This window comes from Vagococcus fluvialis (genome assembly GCF_003337315.1).
GTDB classification, from domain to species: domain Bacteria; phylum Bacillota; class Bacilli; order Lactobacillales; family Vagococcaceae; genus Vagococcus; species Vagococcus fluvialis.
In genome coordinates, this window is record NZ_QPJV01000007.1 from 84,128 (window position 1) to 101,636 (window position 17,509).

Below are 17,509 nucleotides of genomic sequence, written 5' to 3' on the forward strand. Positions count from 1 at the left end.
GAGTATCTCTTTTAATGAGAAAGGTTTAAACTTTCATGGTAACAAAATTCCTACATTTAATTTATCATATCTTTTTTTAGTAATCAAGTAATATCTATCATTATTTCATGGAAATTTCATAAATTTTTATTAAGATGTAAATAATCTTAGTGAAAATGTTTCTAATAATCATTATTTAAGATTAGCAGAAAACATAGTATAATAGATGTATTAAACAAGGTTGGTGTAGAAAATGATATTTTATTTTGTCGGCATGGTATTAACAGTAATTGGTTTTGTGTATCTTATTTTTCCTTCGAAACAAAGAAGTAATAAATATGGTTACAGAACTCAGCGAGCAAAAACAAGTGATAAAACATATGCATATGCTCAAAAAGAAGCGGCCAAAGCATTTTTAATGATTGGTTTAATCACATTTGCAATAGGCTTTTTATTAACAAGAACAGGAATGATCCAATTTTTCATCATTGAACTATTTGTGATTATTCTTCCAATAACAAGAGTGTTTTATATTATTGAAAGAAATCTAGAAAGATTTATAGATAATGAAGAAGGAGTGTCAGCTAAATGAAATTACTAATGATAGAAGATAATGAATCAGTATCAGAAATGATGAAAATGTTCTTTTTAAATGAAGAATGGGATGTAACGTTTGAATATGATGGAAAAGAAGGGTTAGATCAATTTTTAACAGATCCTGAATCATGGGATATGGTAACTCTTGATTTAAACTTACCAACTATGGATGGTGTAACTGTTTGCCGTGAAATCAGAAAAGTATCATCAACTGTTCCGATTATCATGTTAACAGCACGTGATTCTGAGAGTGATCAAGTTATTGGATTAGAAATGGGAGCAGATGATTATGTAACAAAACCATTTAGTCCGATTACTTTAATCGCTCGTATTAAAGCTCTACATCGCCGAGCGATTCTTGGAGATGAGTCACCAAAAGCAGCTAACGGAATTGATGAAGCGTTTGACGTGATTACAGATCATTTTAAAATGAATACCAAAACTCGTGAAGCTTATTTAGATGATAAATTAGTAGACGGATTAACACCTAAAGAATTTGATTTACTATTAACATTAGCTAAAAAACCAAGACAAGTATTCTCAAGAGAGAAATTATTAGAGCTTGTTTGGGATTATCAATACTTTGGAGATGAACGAACAGTAGATGCTCATATTAAAAAATTAAGACAAAAAATTGAAAAAGTAGGACCTCAAGTCATTCAAACAGTTTGGGGTGTTGGTTACAAATTTGATGATTCAGGAGTCGGTGCTTAATGCGCTATTTACTCCAGCAAATGATTGCTTTTTTTGCAATCATATTAACAGTATTATTGATTTTCGGTATGTTTTTTACTCAGTTTACTAAAACAACTGTTAAACAAACTAGCTATGATCAGTTGAGAGCTTATGCCAATACCATAACAGACAATATGAGAGAGCAAGGCTGGACATTAAAAGAATCTTTAGATACTACGAGTGCAGTTGCGAAAAATCAAAATGTATATTTCTATTACCTTTCTACAGACAGAACTGCAACTTATCCTAAAAATATTGAAGGATCAAATGCAAGCAATATTATATCTGATAGTGAGCTAAAAGACCTTGAAAAGGGAGAATACATTCAAAAGACAGTTATAGACTCAATTGGTGATAAAAAAACAACGATGGCAATGCATGTTCAACCTTTATTTGACGCATCTAATTGGAATTTTGAGGGTATTCTAATTGTATGGCAACCAAATAGTAATATTGAAGAAAGTGTAGGATTGCTAACGCAAAACCTTTTTAAAGGGTTTATTATCTCTACAGTGATTGCTCTAATTATTAGTTATATCTTAGCTAAGTTCCAAGTGAACCGAATTAATCGTATGCGTAAAGCTACTAAACAAATTGCAGATGGGAACTTTGATGTTCACTTAGATGTAAAAAACAATGATGAGTTGGATGATTTAGCTGAAGACTTTAACCAAATGGCTGTAGCTTTGAAAGATTCTCATATTGAAATTGATCGCCAAGAAGAAAGACGTCGTAATTTTATGGCTGATGTGGCTCATGAAATGCGGACGCCTTTAACTACAATCAATGGACTACTTGAAGGACTAGCCTTTAATGCTATTCCAGAAAATCAAAAAGATCGATGTATTAGCTTAATGCAAAATGAAACAAGACGCTTAATTCGATTAGTTAATGAGAATTTAGATTATGAAAAAATATTAACGAACCAGATTACTATTGCTATCCAAAAATTAAATGGAACAGAAATTTTAGAAAATGTTATTGAGCAATTAGATAAAAAAGCTCAAGAAAAAAATGATCAATTAATTTTGGAGACGATTGAACCTGTAGATGTTTATGCTGATTATGACCGATTTGTTCAAGTTATGGTAAACGTGATAACTAATGCTATTCAATTTACTGAGGATGGCCAAATTAGAATCGGAATTACTCGTGGCTATATGGAGACGATCGTAACAATTTCTGATACAGGAATCGGAATGAGTGAGGAACAAGTTAAGAATATTTGGGATAGATATTATAAAGCTGATCCATCAAGGAAAAATACTAAGTACGGCGAGTCTGGCTTAGGTCTATCGATTGTAGATCAATTAGTTAAGCTTCACGGTGGAACAATTAAAGTAGAAAGTAAACTAGATGAAGGAACAACGTTTACAATTACTTTTCCTGATCAACAACCAAATTAAAACTAAAAAAAGAGTGAGTAATTATTTTTAAATTGCTCACTCTTTCTTTGTCTGATACACTTGTTTTAACAATAAATAACAAAAGGTGAGAAAATGGCAGAAGATTATAATTATCCGCTTAATCCAGATTGGACAACTGAAGAATTAATTTCGGTAGTTGATATGTGGAGTAAGCTAGAAGAAGCGTACGAAAAAAAAGTTCAAGCAGAAGATTTTTTAACAACTTATGCAGATTTTAAAAAAGTTGTTAAAAGTATAGGTGAGGAACGCCAACTAGGTAGAGAGTTTGAGGAAGTATCAGGTTATTCTTTATATCATGTTGTTAAACAAGCGAAAGCACAAAAAACAGGTCTCTTAAACAGAAAGGATTTTGAAAAATGACTCAAAATGAATTAATGTTTGAAGTGAAATCATGGATTATGGAAGCTGCTGATCAGATTAAAGAAAAACTTAAAGGAACTATTTTAGTTGAAGAAAAAAGTAACCGTCATGACTTAGTAACTAATGTTGATAAGGAGACAGAAGAATTTTTAGTTAGTAAGATTAGAAGCCATTATCCAGACGACAAAATTATTGGTGAAGAAGGCTTAGGAGATAAAGTTGAAAGCACAGATGGTCGAATCTGGATTATTGACCCAATTGATGGCACATTGAATTTTGTGAAACAACAAGAGAATTTTTGTATTATGATTGGCATTTTTGAGGATGGTAAGCCAACTCTTGGTTTTATCTATGATGTGATAAAAGATGAGTTTGCATACGGTGGAAAAGAGACTGGTGTATTTTTAAATGGCGACAAGCTTTTACCTGTAGAAAATTTAGGGCTTCAAGAAGGTTTGATTGGAACAAATAGCATTATGTTTGCTAAAGATATTTTAAATACGCAAAAAGTTGGTTTTGAAGCAGTAGGTGTTAGAACTTTTGGCTGTGCTGGCCTAGATTTTCTAAGTGTGATTCGAGGTAAACAAGTTGCTTACCTATCTAATTTATCGCCTTGGGATTTTGCTGCAGGAGTTGCCCTAGGAGAACCTCTTGGCTTAGTTCATTCTAAACTAGACGGAGAGCCGTATGATATACTGGGAGAGCGTCAATATTTTGTTGTTGCGACACAAAAAACATATGATGATATTTTTAAATTTTAAGATTTTGCAAAAAAAATGAGCAAATGAAAACTTTTCACTTTTTTTCATGAGTTTTTTTTGTTATAATTACTAGTCGGTAAAATTAGATAAAATAGCTTATCTAATTGGTTTATAAGAGTGAGGAGAATCTACAACAGTGAAATTAAGAGAAGATATTCGTAATGTGGCAATTATTGCCCACGTTGACCACGGTAAAACAACCCTAGTTAACGAGTTATTAAAACAATCAAATACATTAGATGGTCATACACAGATTCAAGAGCGTGCTATGGACTCTGGTGAAATTGAACAAGAGCGTGGAATTACAATCTTGGCAAAAAATACAGCAATCAACTACAAAGATAAACACATCAACATCTTAGATACACCAGGACATGCGGACTTTGGTGGAGAAGTTGAACGTATTATGAAAATGGTAGACGGTGTTGTTTTAGTTGTTGATGCTTATGAAGGAACAATGCCTCAAACACGTTTTGTACTTAAAAAAGCTTTAGAGCAAAAATTAACGCCAATCGTGGTTGTAAATAAAATTGATAAACCAACAGCTCGTCCAGAAGAAGTTGTTGACGAAGTTTTAGAATTACTTATCGAATTAGGTGCAGATGACGATCAATTAGAATTCCCAGTGGTTTACGCTTCAGCTGTAAACGGAACATCTAGTTTATCAGATAATCCTGCTGATCAAGAAGAAACAATGGACTACATCTATGATGCTATTTTAGATCACATTCCAGCTCCTGTTGATAACAGTGACGAACCATTACAATTCCAAGTATCATTACTTGATTACAACGATTATGTTGGTCGTATTGGTATTGGTCGTGTGTTCCGTGGAACAATTAAAGTTGGGGACCAAGTTGCCTTAATGAAACTTGACGGAGAAGTTAAAAAATTCCGTGTTACTAAGTTATTAGGTTTCTTAGGATTAGAACGTGTTGAAATTCAAGAAGCAAAATCAGGTGATTTAATCGCCGTTTCTGGTATGGAAGATATCTTTGTTGGGGAAACTGTTACACCAGTTGACCATCAAGAAGCTCTACCAGTATTGTTTATTGATGAGCCAACTCTTCAAATGACTTTCTTAGTAAACAATTCACCATTTGCAGGTCGTGAAGGTAAATATGTAACAGCTAGAAAAATTGAAGAACGTTTACAAAATCAATTACAAACAGACGTGTCATTAAAAGTTGAAGAAACTGAATCTCCAGATAAATGGACTGTTTCAGGCCGTGGAGAACTTCATTTATCTATTTTAATTGAAAACATGCGTCGTGAAGGATTCGAGTTACAAGTATCTCGTCCAACAGTTATTTATCGTGAAATTGATGGTACTTTATGTGAACCATTCGAAAGAGTTCAAATTGATACACCAGAAGAATACATGGGTGGCGTTATTGAGTCATTAGGTACTCGTAAAGCAGAAATGCAAGATATGATTAATAACGGAAATGGTCAAGTACGTTTAATTTTCTTAGCTCCAGCTCGTGGATTAATTGGTTACTCAACTGAATTTATGTCATTAACTCGTGGATACGGAATTATGAACCATACATTCGATTCATACTTACCAGTTATTTCTGGTTTAGTAAGTGGACGTCGTAATGGTGCTTTAGTATCTATCGACCAAGGTAAAGCGACTACTTATAGTATTATGAGTATTGAAGAACGTGGAACTGTCTTTGTAGCTCCAGGTACAGAAGTATACGAAGGTATGATTGTAGGTCAAAACTCTCGTGAAAATGACTTAGGTGTTAATATTACAAAAGCTAAACAAATGACTAACGTTCGTTCTGCTAATAAAGACCAAACTTCAGTTATCAAAAAACCAAAAATCCTTTCATTAGAAGAATCATTGCAATTCTTAAATGATGATGAATTCTGTGAAGTAACACCAGAAAGCATCCGTTTAAGAAAACAAATCTTAAATAAATCTGAACGTGAAAAAGCAGCTAAAAAGAAAAAATCAGCTGAATAATCATTAGTTTGAAAAAAGCAACATCCTTAAATTTGGATGTTGCTTTTTTATATATTAACTTTTTTAAATAATGGTAATAAAACAGGATACAAAATTAAGAAAAAAATGAAATTTCCTACTGCATGAAAGGTATCAAATGAGATACCTTGTAAGTAATAAATCCAAAATTTTTGAATCCCGAAAAAAGGAGCTTGGACAACAGAGATAATAAAGCCAAACCAGTAGCCCATAATACCAGCGTAGAGGGCTAAAATAATTAATGGTAATTTATTTAAGAGTGGCTTGAGTAAAAAAGTAATCCCACAAATTGACAAAAAAGCTACAATTTGAGCGATAGTCCAAACACCCATTCCTAAGAATAAATTAGAAATCATTATTGAAAGGATAGCAACTGTGCTACCAAAATAAAAACCAAAAACTAAGGTACAAATAATAATTATCGTCGTTAGTGGTTGTACATTTGGAATTGACTGAAATAAAAGTCTTCCAGTGAAACTTGCTGCACTCATTAAAGCAGCTGTTGTTAACCATCTAACAGATTTATTTAAATTCATTCAAACGCCATTCGATTTTGTCTGAATCAGAAACAGTCATTTCAGAAGCACCTTTATCAGCTTCTTTATCATTAATGTAATACATCCAATATTTATTAGCTTTAGGATCTTGTTCTTTCCCATCAATAGATGTCACAAAACCGCCATCTTCTTTTACATCAAAATTTGCTTTTAATATTTCAAGAACAGTGTCAGAATCTTTTGCTGTTACTTCTTTTGTGGCAAATTCTTTTTCATCTTCTACAAGTGAGAGAGTAAGATGTAGTTCACCTTGTTTTTGCTCAGTTGAACTTTGAGAAGTCGTTTTTTCTGTATTAGTAGAACAAGCTGTTCCAACCATTAAAAATGATGATAGGACGAATCCTAGTATAAGTTTTTTCATGAATAATTCCTCCAAAATATTTTTTATTCTTCATTATCTTAACGAAAGAATTAACTTAATGCAAATCACGATTTTCTTCTCATTTTCAAAGATATTTCTGATGATTTTTGCTATAATAGAAAGGATGTAATAAGAAAGGGTGTTCGCACAAAATGAGTCATGTAAATAGTCTAATTAAAGGCCTAAATGAGAAACAAAAAGAAGCTGTTATGCATACAAATGGCCCACTTTTAATAATGGCAGGAGCAGGTAGTGGGAAAACAAGAGTTTTAACTCACCGCATCGCTTATATTATAAAAGAAAAAGACGTTAACCCATGGAACATTCTAGCTATAACCTTTACTAACAAAGCAGCACGAGAAATGAAAGACCGTGTTGTTAACATTTTAGGTAGTGAAGGAGAAGATGTTTGGGTATCAACTTTCCACTCTATGTGTGTTCGTATGTTAAGACGAGATGTTGATGTGATTGGTTATAACCGAAATTTTACAATTCTTGATAGTAGTGACCAGCTAACTTTGATGAAGAGAATTTTAAAAGAAGAAAACATTGATCCTAAAAAATATGATCCTCGTAGTATGATAAGTGCTATTAGTAATGCAAAAAATGAATTGTTAACGCCAGAACTTTATGAAGAACGCTATAATGGTTTTTTTGAAAAAATTGTAGCAACTTGTTATAAACGTTATCAAAAAGAATTACGTCAAAATCAGTCCATGGATTTTGATGATTTAATTATGTTAACAATTAGACTTCTTCAAACAAGTCCTGATGTCCTACGTTATTATCAAAATAAATTCCAATATATTCATGTAGATGAGTACCAAGATACAAACCATGCTCAGTACACATTGGTTAATATGTTAGCAAAACGTTTTAATAACTTATGTGTGGTAGGGGATGCTGACCAAAGTATTTATGGTTGGCGCGGGGCAGACATGCAAAATATTTTAGATTTTGAAAAAGATTATCCAGATGCAACAACTATTCTTTTAGAGCAAAATTATCGTTCAACAAAAAATATTTTACAGGCTGCTAATAGTGTCATTGAGAATAATGGCAATCGGAAGAAAAAAGACCTTTGGACAGATAATGATGAAGGTGAAAAAATAATTTATTACCGCGGAGAAACTGAAAGAGATGAAACACGTTTTATAGTTGGTAATATTCAAAAGTTAGTTGCAGAACAAGGCAAAAAATATGGTGATTTCTGTGTTCTTTATCGAACTAATGCAATGAGTCGTGTGGTAGAGGAAACCTTCTTAAAAGCTAATATTCCTTATAAAATGGTTGGAGGTCATAAATTCTACGACCGCAAAGAAATTCGTGATATTTTAGCTTACTTAAATGTTATTTCAAATGAAATGGATTCTTTAAGCTTTGAGAGAATCGTTAATGTACCTAAAAGAGGAATTGGACCTGGCACTGTTCAGAAATTAAGAGATTTTGCAGAAATTCATGAATGGTCCTTACTTCATGCAGCTATTGATGTGGATTTAGCTAATATTACTGGTAAGGCTCGTAACGAGTTAGCTGGTTTTGGAGCTATGATGCAAGACTTTAAAGAAATGATTCCTTTTCTAAGTGTCACAGAACTTGTAGAAGAAGTCCTTAAAAGAAGTGATTATAAAGATGATTTGAAACGTCAAAATACGCTAGAAGCTCATTCTAGACTTGAAAACTTAGACGAATTTTTAACAGTGACTCAAGAATTTGATAAACGTTTTGAAAATGGTGAATACGATGACACAGAAGAGTCTGATTCAGAAGAAGAAGCACCAAATAAATTAACACTTTTCTTAAATGATTTAGCACTTGTTTCTGATATTGATTCTTTAGAAGAAGGTCAAAGTCAAGTGACCTTTATGACGCTTCATGCTGCAAAAGGATTAGAGTTTCCTTATGTCTTCTTAATGGGGATGGAAGAAGGGATTTTCCCATTAAACCGGGCTATGGAATCAGAAGATGAACTAGAAGAGGAAAGACGCTTAGCTTATGTTGGTATTACAAGGGCGGAAGAACAATTATACGTAACCAATGCCTTTAGTCGTACTTTATATGGTCGAACTCAATATAACAGGGCTTCACGTTTCTTAGGTGAAATTGATGAAGATGTTATGACACAGTTTGGTCAAGAAAATAAAGTAACTAGACAAAGTCCAATTGGTGAGAGACGAGTTCGCTCTACTTATGTACAACCTGATGTTAAAGTGGTATCAAACAAAGTACAGACAGGTGGCGAAGGAGCGGCTTGGAAACCAGGAGATAAAGCTGAACATAAAAAATGGGGCGTTGGAACAGTTGTTAAAGTAAGTGGTTCAAGTAAAGATTTAGAACTTGATATTGCCTTCCCGCAACAGGGAATCAAACGTTTATTAGCAGCTTTTGCCCCAATAACAAAAGTTGATTAATCTTAAAGGAGTGAATACTATTGGATAAAAAAGACATTCAATTAAAAATGACAGAGCTAAATCAGCAATTAGCTGAATGGGCCCACGCCTATTATGTTAAAGACGCTCCTAAAGTAGAAGATTCAGAATATGATAAAGTGTACCATGAGCTAGTTTCTTTAGAACAAGAACATCCAGAACTTATTTCTAATGATTCAATTACTCAAAGAGTCGGTGGAGATATTTTATCTGGTTTTTCAAAAGTAACACATAAGGTACCTATGATGAGTTTAAATAATGCCTTTAATAAAAATGATTTAATCGATTTTGAGAATCGTATTAAAAAATTAACAAGTATGCCAATAAACTACATGGTTGAACTTAAGATAGATGGATTAGCCATTAACTTACGATATGAGAATGGAAAATTTATTCAAGGGGCAACTCGTGGTGATGGTGTTGTCGGAGAAGATATTACTCATAACTTAAAAACCGTGAAATCAATTCCTTTAAGTTTAGCTAAACCTTTAACAATTGAAGTTCGCGGCGAGTGTTATATGCCTAAAAAATCATTTATTGAGTTGAACGAGGCGCGTGAAGCAGAAGGGGACAATGTTTTTGCTAACCCTCGAAACGCAGCAGCGGGAAGTTTAAGACAACTAGACCCAAAAGTTGCAGCTAAAAGAAATTTAAGCACCTTTATTTACACAGTTGCTGATACAACAGGTTTTGATTTTAATAGTCAAAATGATTCACTAATTGAACTTGAAGAATTAGGACTTAAAATAAATAATGAACGCAAACTATGTCATTCTATTGATGAGGTTTGGGATTATATTGAAAACTTTAGAGATAAACGTCATGAGCTAGATTATGAAATTGACGGCATTGTTATTAAGGTCAATGATTTTACAGCCCAAGAAGAAATTGGTTACACTGTAAAAGCACCGCGTTGGGCAATTGCTTATAAATTCCCAGCTGAAGAAGCTGAAACAGTTATTCGTGATATTGAATGGACTGTTGGTAGAACTGGTGTTGTAACACCAACCGCTGTAATGGATCCTGTGCAATTAGCAGGAACTACCGTTGCCAGAGCTAGTCTTCATAATGTGGACTTAATAACTGAGAAAGATATTCGTTTATTAGATCACGTAATGATTCATAAAGCAGGAGATATTATTCCTGAAGTGACTCGTGTTTTAACAGATAAGAGAGATGAGACAAGTGTTCCTTATGAGTTTCCAACTCATTGTCCGACTTGTGATTCTGAGTTAGAAAGAATTGAGTCAGAAGTAGCATTAAGATGTATGAACCCAATGTGTCCTGCTCAAATCAAGGAAGGGTTAAATCATTTTGTTTCACGTAATGCCATGAATATTGATGGCTTAGGTCCACGTGTTTTAGAGCAGATGTATGACAAAGATATTATCAAAAATGTGGCAGACTTATATTTTGTTACAGAAGAAGAGTTGCTTACTTTAGACAAAATTAAAGAAAAATCAGCTAACAATATTTTGACAGCAATTAGTCAAAGTAAAAATAATTCTTTAGAAAAATTATTATTTGGTTTAGGTATCCAGCATGTTGGAGCAAAAGCAGCTAAACTTATCGCTGAAGAATTTGGAACAATCGAACAGATTATGGTAGCTGAAAAAGAAACTATAAATGCTATTGATACGATTGGTCCGGTGATTGCTGATAGTATTGAAAAATACTTTTCTAATGAGGAAGTCAAAGAGTTAGTAGCTGAATTAAAAAGAGCTGGTGTTAATACAGATTATCTTGGGCAAACAGCAGCAGACTTAGCCTCTGTTGAATCACCTTTTAAAGATAAGGTTATTGTATTAACAGGTAAACTGACTCACTTTAACCGTAATGAGGCAAAGGAAAAAATTGAAGCCTTAGGTGGAAAAGTGACTGGCAGTGTCTCTAAAAAAACAGATATTATTGTAGCTGGTGAAGATGCTGGTAGCAAACTAGAAAAAGCTGAAAAATTAGAAATTACAGTTTGGAATGAAACTCAAATGGTGGAAGCCATTGAAAATAGTACAAAAGTTGACTAAAATAGGATAGGCATATCTTAAAAAGATAAATGAAGGAGCGAGATTAATAATGGCAATTTCAAAAGAAGAAGTTAAGAAAGTAGCAGCGTTATCAAAGCTTTCATTCAAAGAAGAAGAATTAGAATTATTTACTTCTCAAATGGGAAAAATTATTGATATGGTAGAAGAACTAGGGGAAGTAGATACAGAAGGTATTCCTTTTACATCTAACGTGGTATCGGAAATTAACGTTTTACGTGAAGATGTTGTCGTAAAAGGTGAATCACGTGAAGAATTATTAAAAAATGTACCTGAAACCAAAGATGGTTTTATTAAAGTACCTGCAATTATGGACAATGGGGAGGCTGGCGCATAATGACTGCAATGCATGAATTAACATTAAAAGAACTATCATCTAAAATTCAAGGAAAAGAAGTGTCAGTTCAAGAGGTAGTAGAAACTACTTTTGCTCGTATCAATGAAACGGATGAAAAAATTGGCTCATTCATTACTTTAAACGAAGAAAAATCTATAGAATTAGCTAAAGAATTGGACAAAGAAGGTCCTTCTGCTTCAAAACCATTAGCTGGTATTCCAATTGGGATTAAAGATAATATTGTCACTAAAGATTTATTAACAACAGCAGCAAGTAAAATGTTATATAATTTTGAACCTCCATATGATGCAACTGTTATGACAAAAATTTACGAAAATAGGATGATTCCTGTTGGTAAATTAAACATGGATGAGTTTGCTATGGGATCAGGAACTGAAACATCTTACTTTAAGAAAACAATTAATCCTTGGAATGAAGATAAAGTGCCTGGTGGGTCTTCTGGTGGTTCAGCAGCTACTGTAGCAGCTAGCCAAGTAGTTGCTTCCCTAGGTTCAGATACTGGTGGAAGTATTAGACAACCAGCATCATACACAGGAATTGTAGGAATGAAACCAACTTACGGACGTATTTCTCGTTACGGTTTAATTGCCTTTTCTTCAAGTTTAGATCAAATTGGACCAATGACTCGTACTGTAGAAGATAATGCCTTAGTCTTAAATGCTATTTCAGGTCATGACGTAAAAGATGGAACAAGCTCTAAGCAAGCTGTTCCGGACTTCTCTAGCCTAATTGGACAAGATATTAAAGGGATGAAAATTGGTGTACCTAAGGAATTTATGACAGATGGTGTAAATCCAGAGGTCAGAAAATCTATTGAAGATGCTATTGAAATACTACGTCATTTAGGTGCTACTGTAGAAGAAGTGAGCTTACCTCATTCTAAATACGGAGTTCAAGTTTATTATATTATCGCCTCATCTGAAGCTTCATCTAACTTACAACGTTTTGATGGTATTCGTTATGGTTACCGTTCAGAAAATATTACTAACTTAGATGATGTTTATGTAAACTCTCGCTCAGAAGGTTTTGGTGAAGAAGTTAAACGTCGTATTATGTTAGGTTCATTCTCATTAAGTGCTGGTTTCTATGATGCTTACTTCAAAAAAGCAGGTCAAGTGAGAACTTTAATTGTTGAAGACTTCAAAAAAGTATTTGCTGATTACGATTTAATTTTAGGACCAGTTTCACCAACTATTGCTCATGATTTTGGCTCAGATAAAGATGATCCTGTTACAGCATATATGAGAGATATTTTAACTATTCCAGTTAACTTAGCAGGTCTTCCTGGTATGAGTATTCCATGTGGATTCTCAGAAGGAATGCCAATTGGTTTACAATTAATTGGAAATTACTTTGAAGAAGAAAAAATGTATCAAGTTGCGGATGCTTTTGAAAAGGCAACTGAATTCCATAAACAAAAACCTGTGATTTTAGGAGGGAAAGCATAATGAATTTTGAAACAGTTATTGGGCTAGAAGTCCATGTAGAATTAAAAACAGATTCTAAAATCTTCTCACCTTCAGCAGCGCACTTTGGAGCAGAACCAAATACAAATACAAACGTAATTGACTTTAGTATGCCAGGTGTTTTACCTGTTATGAATAAAGGTGCTTTAGAATTCGGAATGAGAGCAGCCTTGGCTTTAAATTGTACAATTTCTCAAAGTACTCACTTTGACCGTAAAAACTATTTCTATCCAGATAACCCAAAAGCTTACCAAATCTCCCAAGCAGATGAGCCAATTGGACATGATGGTTGGATTGAAATTGAAGTTGAAGGTAAAAAGAAAAAAATCCGTATTGAGCGTGTTCACTTAGAAGAAGATGCTGGTAAAAATATTCACGGAACAGATGGTTACTCTTACGTTGACTTAAACCGTCAAGGAACACCTTTAATTGAAATTGTTTCAGAAGCAGATATGAGATCTCCAGAAGAAGCGTATGCTTACCTTGAAGCCATTCGCTCAATTATTCAATTTTCTGGTGTCAGTGATGTGAAAATGGAAGAAGGTTCTATGAGATGTGATGCCAACATTTCATTACGTCCATATGGCCAAGAAGAGTTTGGAACTAAAGCTGAGCTTAAAAACTTAAACTCCTTAAATAACGTAAAAATGGGCTTAATTCACGAAGAAAAACGCCAAGCAAAAGTATTACTTTCCGGTGGTATTATTCAACAAGAGACAAGAAAATACGATGAAGCAACAAAATCAACTATTTTAATGCGTGTTAAAGAAGGAGCAAGTGATTACCGTTACTTCCCAGAGCCAGATGTGCCACGTATTGAAATTTCTGATGAGTGGATTGAAGAAATTCGTCAAAGTATTCCAGAACTTCCAGCAGCAAGAAGAACTCGTTATGTTAAAGAGCTAGGTTTACCTGAGTATGATGCAATGGTCTTAACTTTATCTCGTGATATGTCAGACTTCTTTGATGCGACCCTTAATGAAGGTGCAGATGCTAAACAAGCATCTAACTGGTTAATGGGGGAAGTATCAGCTTACTTAAACAGTGAAAAATTAGAATTATTAGAAACAAAATTAACTCCAAATAACTTAGCAGGTATGATTAACTTAATCGCTGATGGCACAATTAGTTCTAAAATTGCTAAAAAAGTCTTTAAAGAATTAATTGAAAATGGTGGAGATGCTAAGGAAGTTGTTGAAGCTAAAGGATTAGTTCAATTATCAGACCCAGCTCAATTATTACCAATTATTAATGAAATCTTAGATAACAATGCTCAATCAATCGAAGACTTTAAAAATGGTAAGGGACGCGCTCATGGTTTCTTAGTAGGACAAATTATGAAAGCAACAAAAGGTAAAGGAAACCCTGGTGTAGTTAACAAATTATTATCTGAGGAATTAGGGAAACGTTAGGCGTTTTAAGAAGGAGTAAACAAGATGAAAGCAAGATTAATTTATAATCCGACATCAGGAAAAGAAATCTTAAAGAAAAATCTAGCAGACATTTTAAATGTGATGGAACAAGCTGGATATGAGTCAAGTGCCTATGCGACGACACCTGAACCTTTCTCTGCCAAAAATGAAGCCACTCGTTGTGCTTTAGCAGGATTTGATTTAATAGTCGCAGCAGGTGGAGATGGTACCATTAATGAAGTTATTAATGGTATCGCGCCACTTGAAAATCGCCCGAAAATGGGAATAATTCCCGGTGGAACAACTAACGACTTTGCCCGTGCCCTTCACATTCCAAGAGATAATGTGGTTAAAGCAGCTGAGGTTATGCTGAAAAATCAAACTATCAAATCAGATATTGGTAAAGCAGGAGATACTTACTTTATGAATATTGGAGCAGGTGGTTATTTAACAGAGCTAACCTATGAAGTACCTTCTCAACTGAAAAGTGTGTTTGGCTACCTTGCTTATCTAGTTAAGGGAGCTGAAATGTTACCTCGTGTTAAACCAATCAATATGAAATTAGTTTACGACGAAGGAGAATATATTGGAAAAGCTTCAATGTTCTTCTTAGGTTTAACTAACTCAATTGGTGGTTTTGAACAAATTGCACCTGATGCTCAACTTGACGATGGGAATTTCTCTTTAATCATCGTAAAAACAGCTAACATCATTGAAATCATGCATTTAATTGGTTTGATGATGAATGGTGGTAAACACGTTAATGACGACCGCCTCATTTATACCAAAACATCAAAACTATATGCTGAATCATTAGATGAAGATTTTAGAATGATGATTAACTTAGATGGTGAGTACGGTGGAGATGCGCCAATGACATTTGAGAATTTAAAACAACATATTGAAATTTATGCAAACTTAGATGAAATTCCAGATTCAGCAGTTTCTGGAGATGTTGAAATGGAAGAAGCATCTGAACATTTTATTAAAGAATTAGAAGAATTAACAAATGAAGACATTGATGGAGATGGCAAGATTTCTGGGAATGAGTAAAGAAAAAGGAAGAAAATAATGATAAAAACTAAAAAAGAATTACCTGTAAATAAAAACGACAAATATTGGTTAACGATTGAAGACATGACACATGATGGACGTGGTGTTGGTAAAGTTGATTTTTACCCAATTTTTATTGAAAATGCCATTATCGGTGAAGAAGTAGAAGTTAAAATTTTAAAAACAACGAAAAAATTTGCCTATGGTAAAGTTTTACAATGGAAAAAGAAAAGTCCTAATCGTGTAGAAGATATTGATTCAAACTTAATTAGAACAGGGATTGCCCCACTTGCTCACATGACTTATGAGGCTCAATTGTTATTTAAACAACAACAAGTTGAAAAAGCTGTGACACGTATTGGTGGTTTTGAAAGTATTGAAATTAAAGCTACTAAGGGAATGGAAACACCGTTCAAATACCGTAACAAAGCACAAATCCCAGTTCGTAAAATCAATGAGCGTTTAGAGTTAGGCTTTTTTAGAAGAAATAGTCATGATTTAATTCCGATTGAAGATTTCTATATTCAAGAAGAAGCGATTGATGAAGCTTTAATTGCCATTAAACCTATTTTAGAACAGTTTAATGTGAAACCATATGATGAAGAAAAACAAACTGGTCATCTAAGAAATATTGTTATTCGTAAAGGACATTATACAAATGAATTAATGATTGTTTTAGTGACTAAGAAGAAAAAACTTTTCAAAATTGGTGAAATTTGTAAAGCGATTGTTGAAGCTGTTCCAAATGTGACTTCAATTATGCAAAGTATTCACACTGAGAATAACAATGTCATCTTAGGTAAAGAATTTGTTAGATTATATGGTAAAGAGTATATTGAAGACCAATTACTTGGTAACACATATCAAATTTCAGCAAGTTCATTCTACCAAATTAATACAACTCAGGCAGAAGTTCTTTACAAAGAAGCGATTTCTCGTGCTGAGCTGACTAAAGATGATGTTGTGATTGATGCTTATTGTGGTATCGGAACTATTGGCCTATCTTTAGCTAAAGATGTAAAAAAAGTTTACGGTGTTGAAATTGTTGAAGAAGCCATTGAGGATGCTAGAAAAAATGCTGAAATCAATGATATTGATAATGTTGAATTTGAAGTTGGTAAAGCAGAAGTTATCTTTGATAAATGGTTAAAAGAAGAGGTTCAACCAACTGTTATTGTAGTTGACCCACCAAGAAAAGGATTAACAGAAAGCTTTATTAAAGCAAGTGTTGAAATAAATCCTGAAAAAATCGTTTATGTATCATGTGATCCAGCAACATTTGCACGTGATTTAAAACTATACAATGAATTAGGCTATACACCTGATTACGTTCAACCAGTAGACATGTTCCCACAAACATCACACGTTGAGACGGTAGTATTGATGTCAAGGGTTGATAAGTAAGAGTATAATAAGATAAGTAAATAAAGGCTTTCCGTGGTTTGAGATCTGGCTTTAAGCTGGAGGAGAATCACGGATTTTTGCTTTGTGGGAAGATATCCAAGAGTGGTGGATTACTCACAGGATTTACGAATTTGAATATAGGTCTTGTCCGCACTTATCTTGGTAAGTTGCTGCCCGATGATTGGCATGAGATGTCCTTATATGAGCGAAGAAATTATCTTAACGGTAGTGAATTTGGTGGGGAATCCCGTGTCGGTACGGTAGAACGCACCCTTGTTTGTAACATGGAAATTTGGTGTGAATGCTTTGGAAGGGATGCCTCCGCCATGAAACCTGCGGACTATTATGCCATTGCAGGCATTATGAAAAAGATAAGTGGGTGGAACAAGTACCAAGGGAACAAAAATGGAACAAGTAATTTTTCCATCTATGGTAAGCAACGTTGTTACGAAAAAAGCATCTAACGGTAGTTCCTCGTTCCATACTTGTTCACGATGCCTGTTCTTTAAAAAAGCCAGTCTTTACTGAGGTTTTGGCTTTGATGGAATGACTGGAACAAGAGTTTTACTTCTTAG

General features: G+C 33.8%; 16 protein-coding genes. 14 read left to right on the forward strand and 2 right to left on the reverse strand.

What is annotated here, in order from left to right; translation table 11 throughout:
- Nucleotides 1-232: 232 nt before the first annotated feature.
- From DFR54_RS08340 to typA, 6 genes are all read left to right on the forward strand, one after another.
- Nucleotides 233-571: an SdpI family protein gene (locus DFR54_RS08340; RefSeq protein WP_086342703.1), complete on the forward strand. Its 339-nt coding sequence runs from the start codon at nucleotides 233-235 to the stop codon at nucleotides 569-571.
- Complete coding sequence (locus DFR54_RS08345; RefSeq protein WP_114289830.1) at nucleotides 568-1,290, forward strand: response regulator transcription factor; 723 nt, start codon at nucleotides 568-570, stop codon at nucleotides 1,288-1,290. Before DFR54_RS08340 ends, DFR54_RS08345 begins: the two co-directional genes overlap by 4 nt.
- On the forward strand, nucleotides 1,290-2,717 hold the full coding sequence (locus DFR54_RS08350) for a sensor histidine kinase (protein WP_114289831.1): 1,428 nt from the start codon (nucleotides 1,290-1,292) through the stop codon (nucleotides 2,715-2,717). Before DFR54_RS08345 ends, DFR54_RS08350 begins: the two co-directional genes overlap by 1 nt.
- A gap of 93 nt (nucleotides 2,718-2,810) precedes the next feature.
- The gene (locus DFR54_RS08355) at nucleotides 2,811-3,098 is read left to right on the forward strand and encodes a UPF0223 family protein (RefSeq protein ID WP_086342706.1); all 288 of its coding nucleotides are present in this window, start codon (nucleotides 2,811-2,813) and stop codon (nucleotides 3,096-3,098) included.
- The gene (locus DFR54_RS08360) at nucleotides 3,095-3,859 is read left to right on the forward strand and encodes an inositol monophosphatase family protein (RefSeq protein WP_114289832.1); all 765 of its coding nucleotides are present in this window, start codon (nucleotides 3,095-3,097) and stop codon (nucleotides 3,857-3,859) included. The genes DFR54_RS08355 and DFR54_RS08360 overlap by 4 nt, the downstream gene beginning before the upstream one ends.
- 136 nt (nucleotides 3,860-3,995) lie before the next feature.
- Entirely contained in the window at nucleotides 3,996-5,834 is a 1,839-nt protein-coding gene (gene typA / locus DFR54_RS08365) for a translational GTPase TypA (RefSeq protein ID WP_114289833.1), read from the forward strand.
- A gap of 47 nt (nucleotides 5,835-5,881) precedes the next feature.
- On the opposite strand, the gene DFR54_RS08370 is transcribed toward typA, so the two are convergent.
- Both DFR54_RS08370 and DFR54_RS08375 read right to left on the reverse strand, forming a co-directional pair.
- On the reverse strand, nucleotides 5,882-6,388 hold the full coding sequence (locus DFR54_RS08370; RefSeq protein ID WP_227258481.1) for an ECF transporter S component: 507 nt from the start codon (nucleotides 6,386-6,388) through the stop codon (nucleotides 5,882-5,884).
- A complete protein-coding gene (locus DFR54_RS08375; RefSeq protein ID WP_114289834.1) occupies nucleotides 6,375-6,770 on the reverse strand; it encodes a DUF4430 domain-containing protein in 396 nt (131 codons plus the stop codon). The genes DFR54_RS08370 and DFR54_RS08375 overlap by 14 nt, the downstream gene beginning before the upstream one ends.
- A gap of 152 nt (nucleotides 6,771-6,922) precedes the next feature.
- Here DFR54_RS08375 and pcrA point away from each other — a divergent pair, with 152 nt between their 5' ends.
- From pcrA to DFR54_RS13290, 8 genes are all read left to right on the forward strand, one after another.
- Nucleotides 6,923-9,181, forward strand: a complete 2,259-nt coding sequence (gene pcrA / locus DFR54_RS08380) for a DNA helicase PcrA (protein WP_114289835.1) — start codon at nucleotides 6,923-6,925, stop codon at nucleotides 9,179-9,181.
- 47 nt (nucleotides 9,182-9,228) lie between these two features.
- Nucleotides 9,229-11,223, forward strand: a complete 1,995-nt coding sequence (gene ligA / locus DFR54_RS08385; RefSeq protein WP_114289871.1) for an NAD-dependent DNA ligase LigA — start codon at nucleotides 9,229-9,231, stop codon at nucleotides 11,221-11,223.
- 49 nt (nucleotides 11,224-11,272) lie between these two features.
- On the forward strand, nucleotides 11,273-11,578 hold the full coding sequence (gene gatC / locus DFR54_RS08390) for an Asp-tRNA(Asn)/Glu-tRNA(Gln) amidotransferase subunit GatC (protein WP_114289836.1): 306 nt from the start codon (nucleotides 11,273-11,275) through the stop codon (nucleotides 11,576-11,578).
- Nucleotides 11,578-13,047, forward strand: a complete 1,470-nt coding sequence (gene gatA / locus DFR54_RS08395; protein WP_114289837.1) for an Asp-tRNA(Asn)/Glu-tRNA(Gln) amidotransferase subunit GatA — start codon at nucleotides 11,578-11,580, stop codon at nucleotides 13,045-13,047. Before gatC ends, gatA begins: the two co-directional genes overlap by 1 nt.
- Nucleotides 13,047-14,477 carry an Asp-tRNA(Asn)/Glu-tRNA(Gln) amidotransferase subunit GatB gene (gatB, locus tag DFR54_RS08400; RefSeq protein ID WP_114289838.1) on the forward strand — a complete coding sequence of 477 codons (1,431 nt, stop codon included), beginning with the start codon at nucleotides 13,047-13,049 and terminating at the stop codon, nucleotides 14,475-14,477. Before gatA ends, gatB begins: the two co-directional genes overlap by 1 nt.
- A 24-nt stretch (nucleotides 14,478-14,501) precedes the next feature.
- Complete coding sequence (locus DFR54_RS08405; protein ID WP_086342714.1) at nucleotides 14,502-15,530, forward strand: diacylglycerol kinase; 1,029 nt, start codon at nucleotides 14,502-14,504, stop codon at nucleotides 15,528-15,530.
- 18 nt (nucleotides 15,531-15,548) lie between these two features.
- On the forward strand, nucleotides 15,549-16,934 hold the full coding sequence (gene rlmD, locus DFR54_RS08410) for a 23S rRNA (uracil(1939)-C(5))-methyltransferase RlmD (protein WP_114289839.1): 1,386 nt from the start codon (nucleotides 15,549-15,551) through the stop codon (nucleotides 16,932-16,934).
- 326 nt (nucleotides 16,935-17,260) lie between these two features.
- On the forward strand, nucleotides 17,261-17,398 hold the full coding sequence (locus DFR54_RS13290) for a hypothetical protein (RefSeq protein ID WP_211315049.1): 138 nt from the start codon (nucleotides 17,261-17,263) through the stop codon (nucleotides 17,396-17,398).
- Nucleotides 17,399-17,509: the final 111 nt, after the last annotated feature.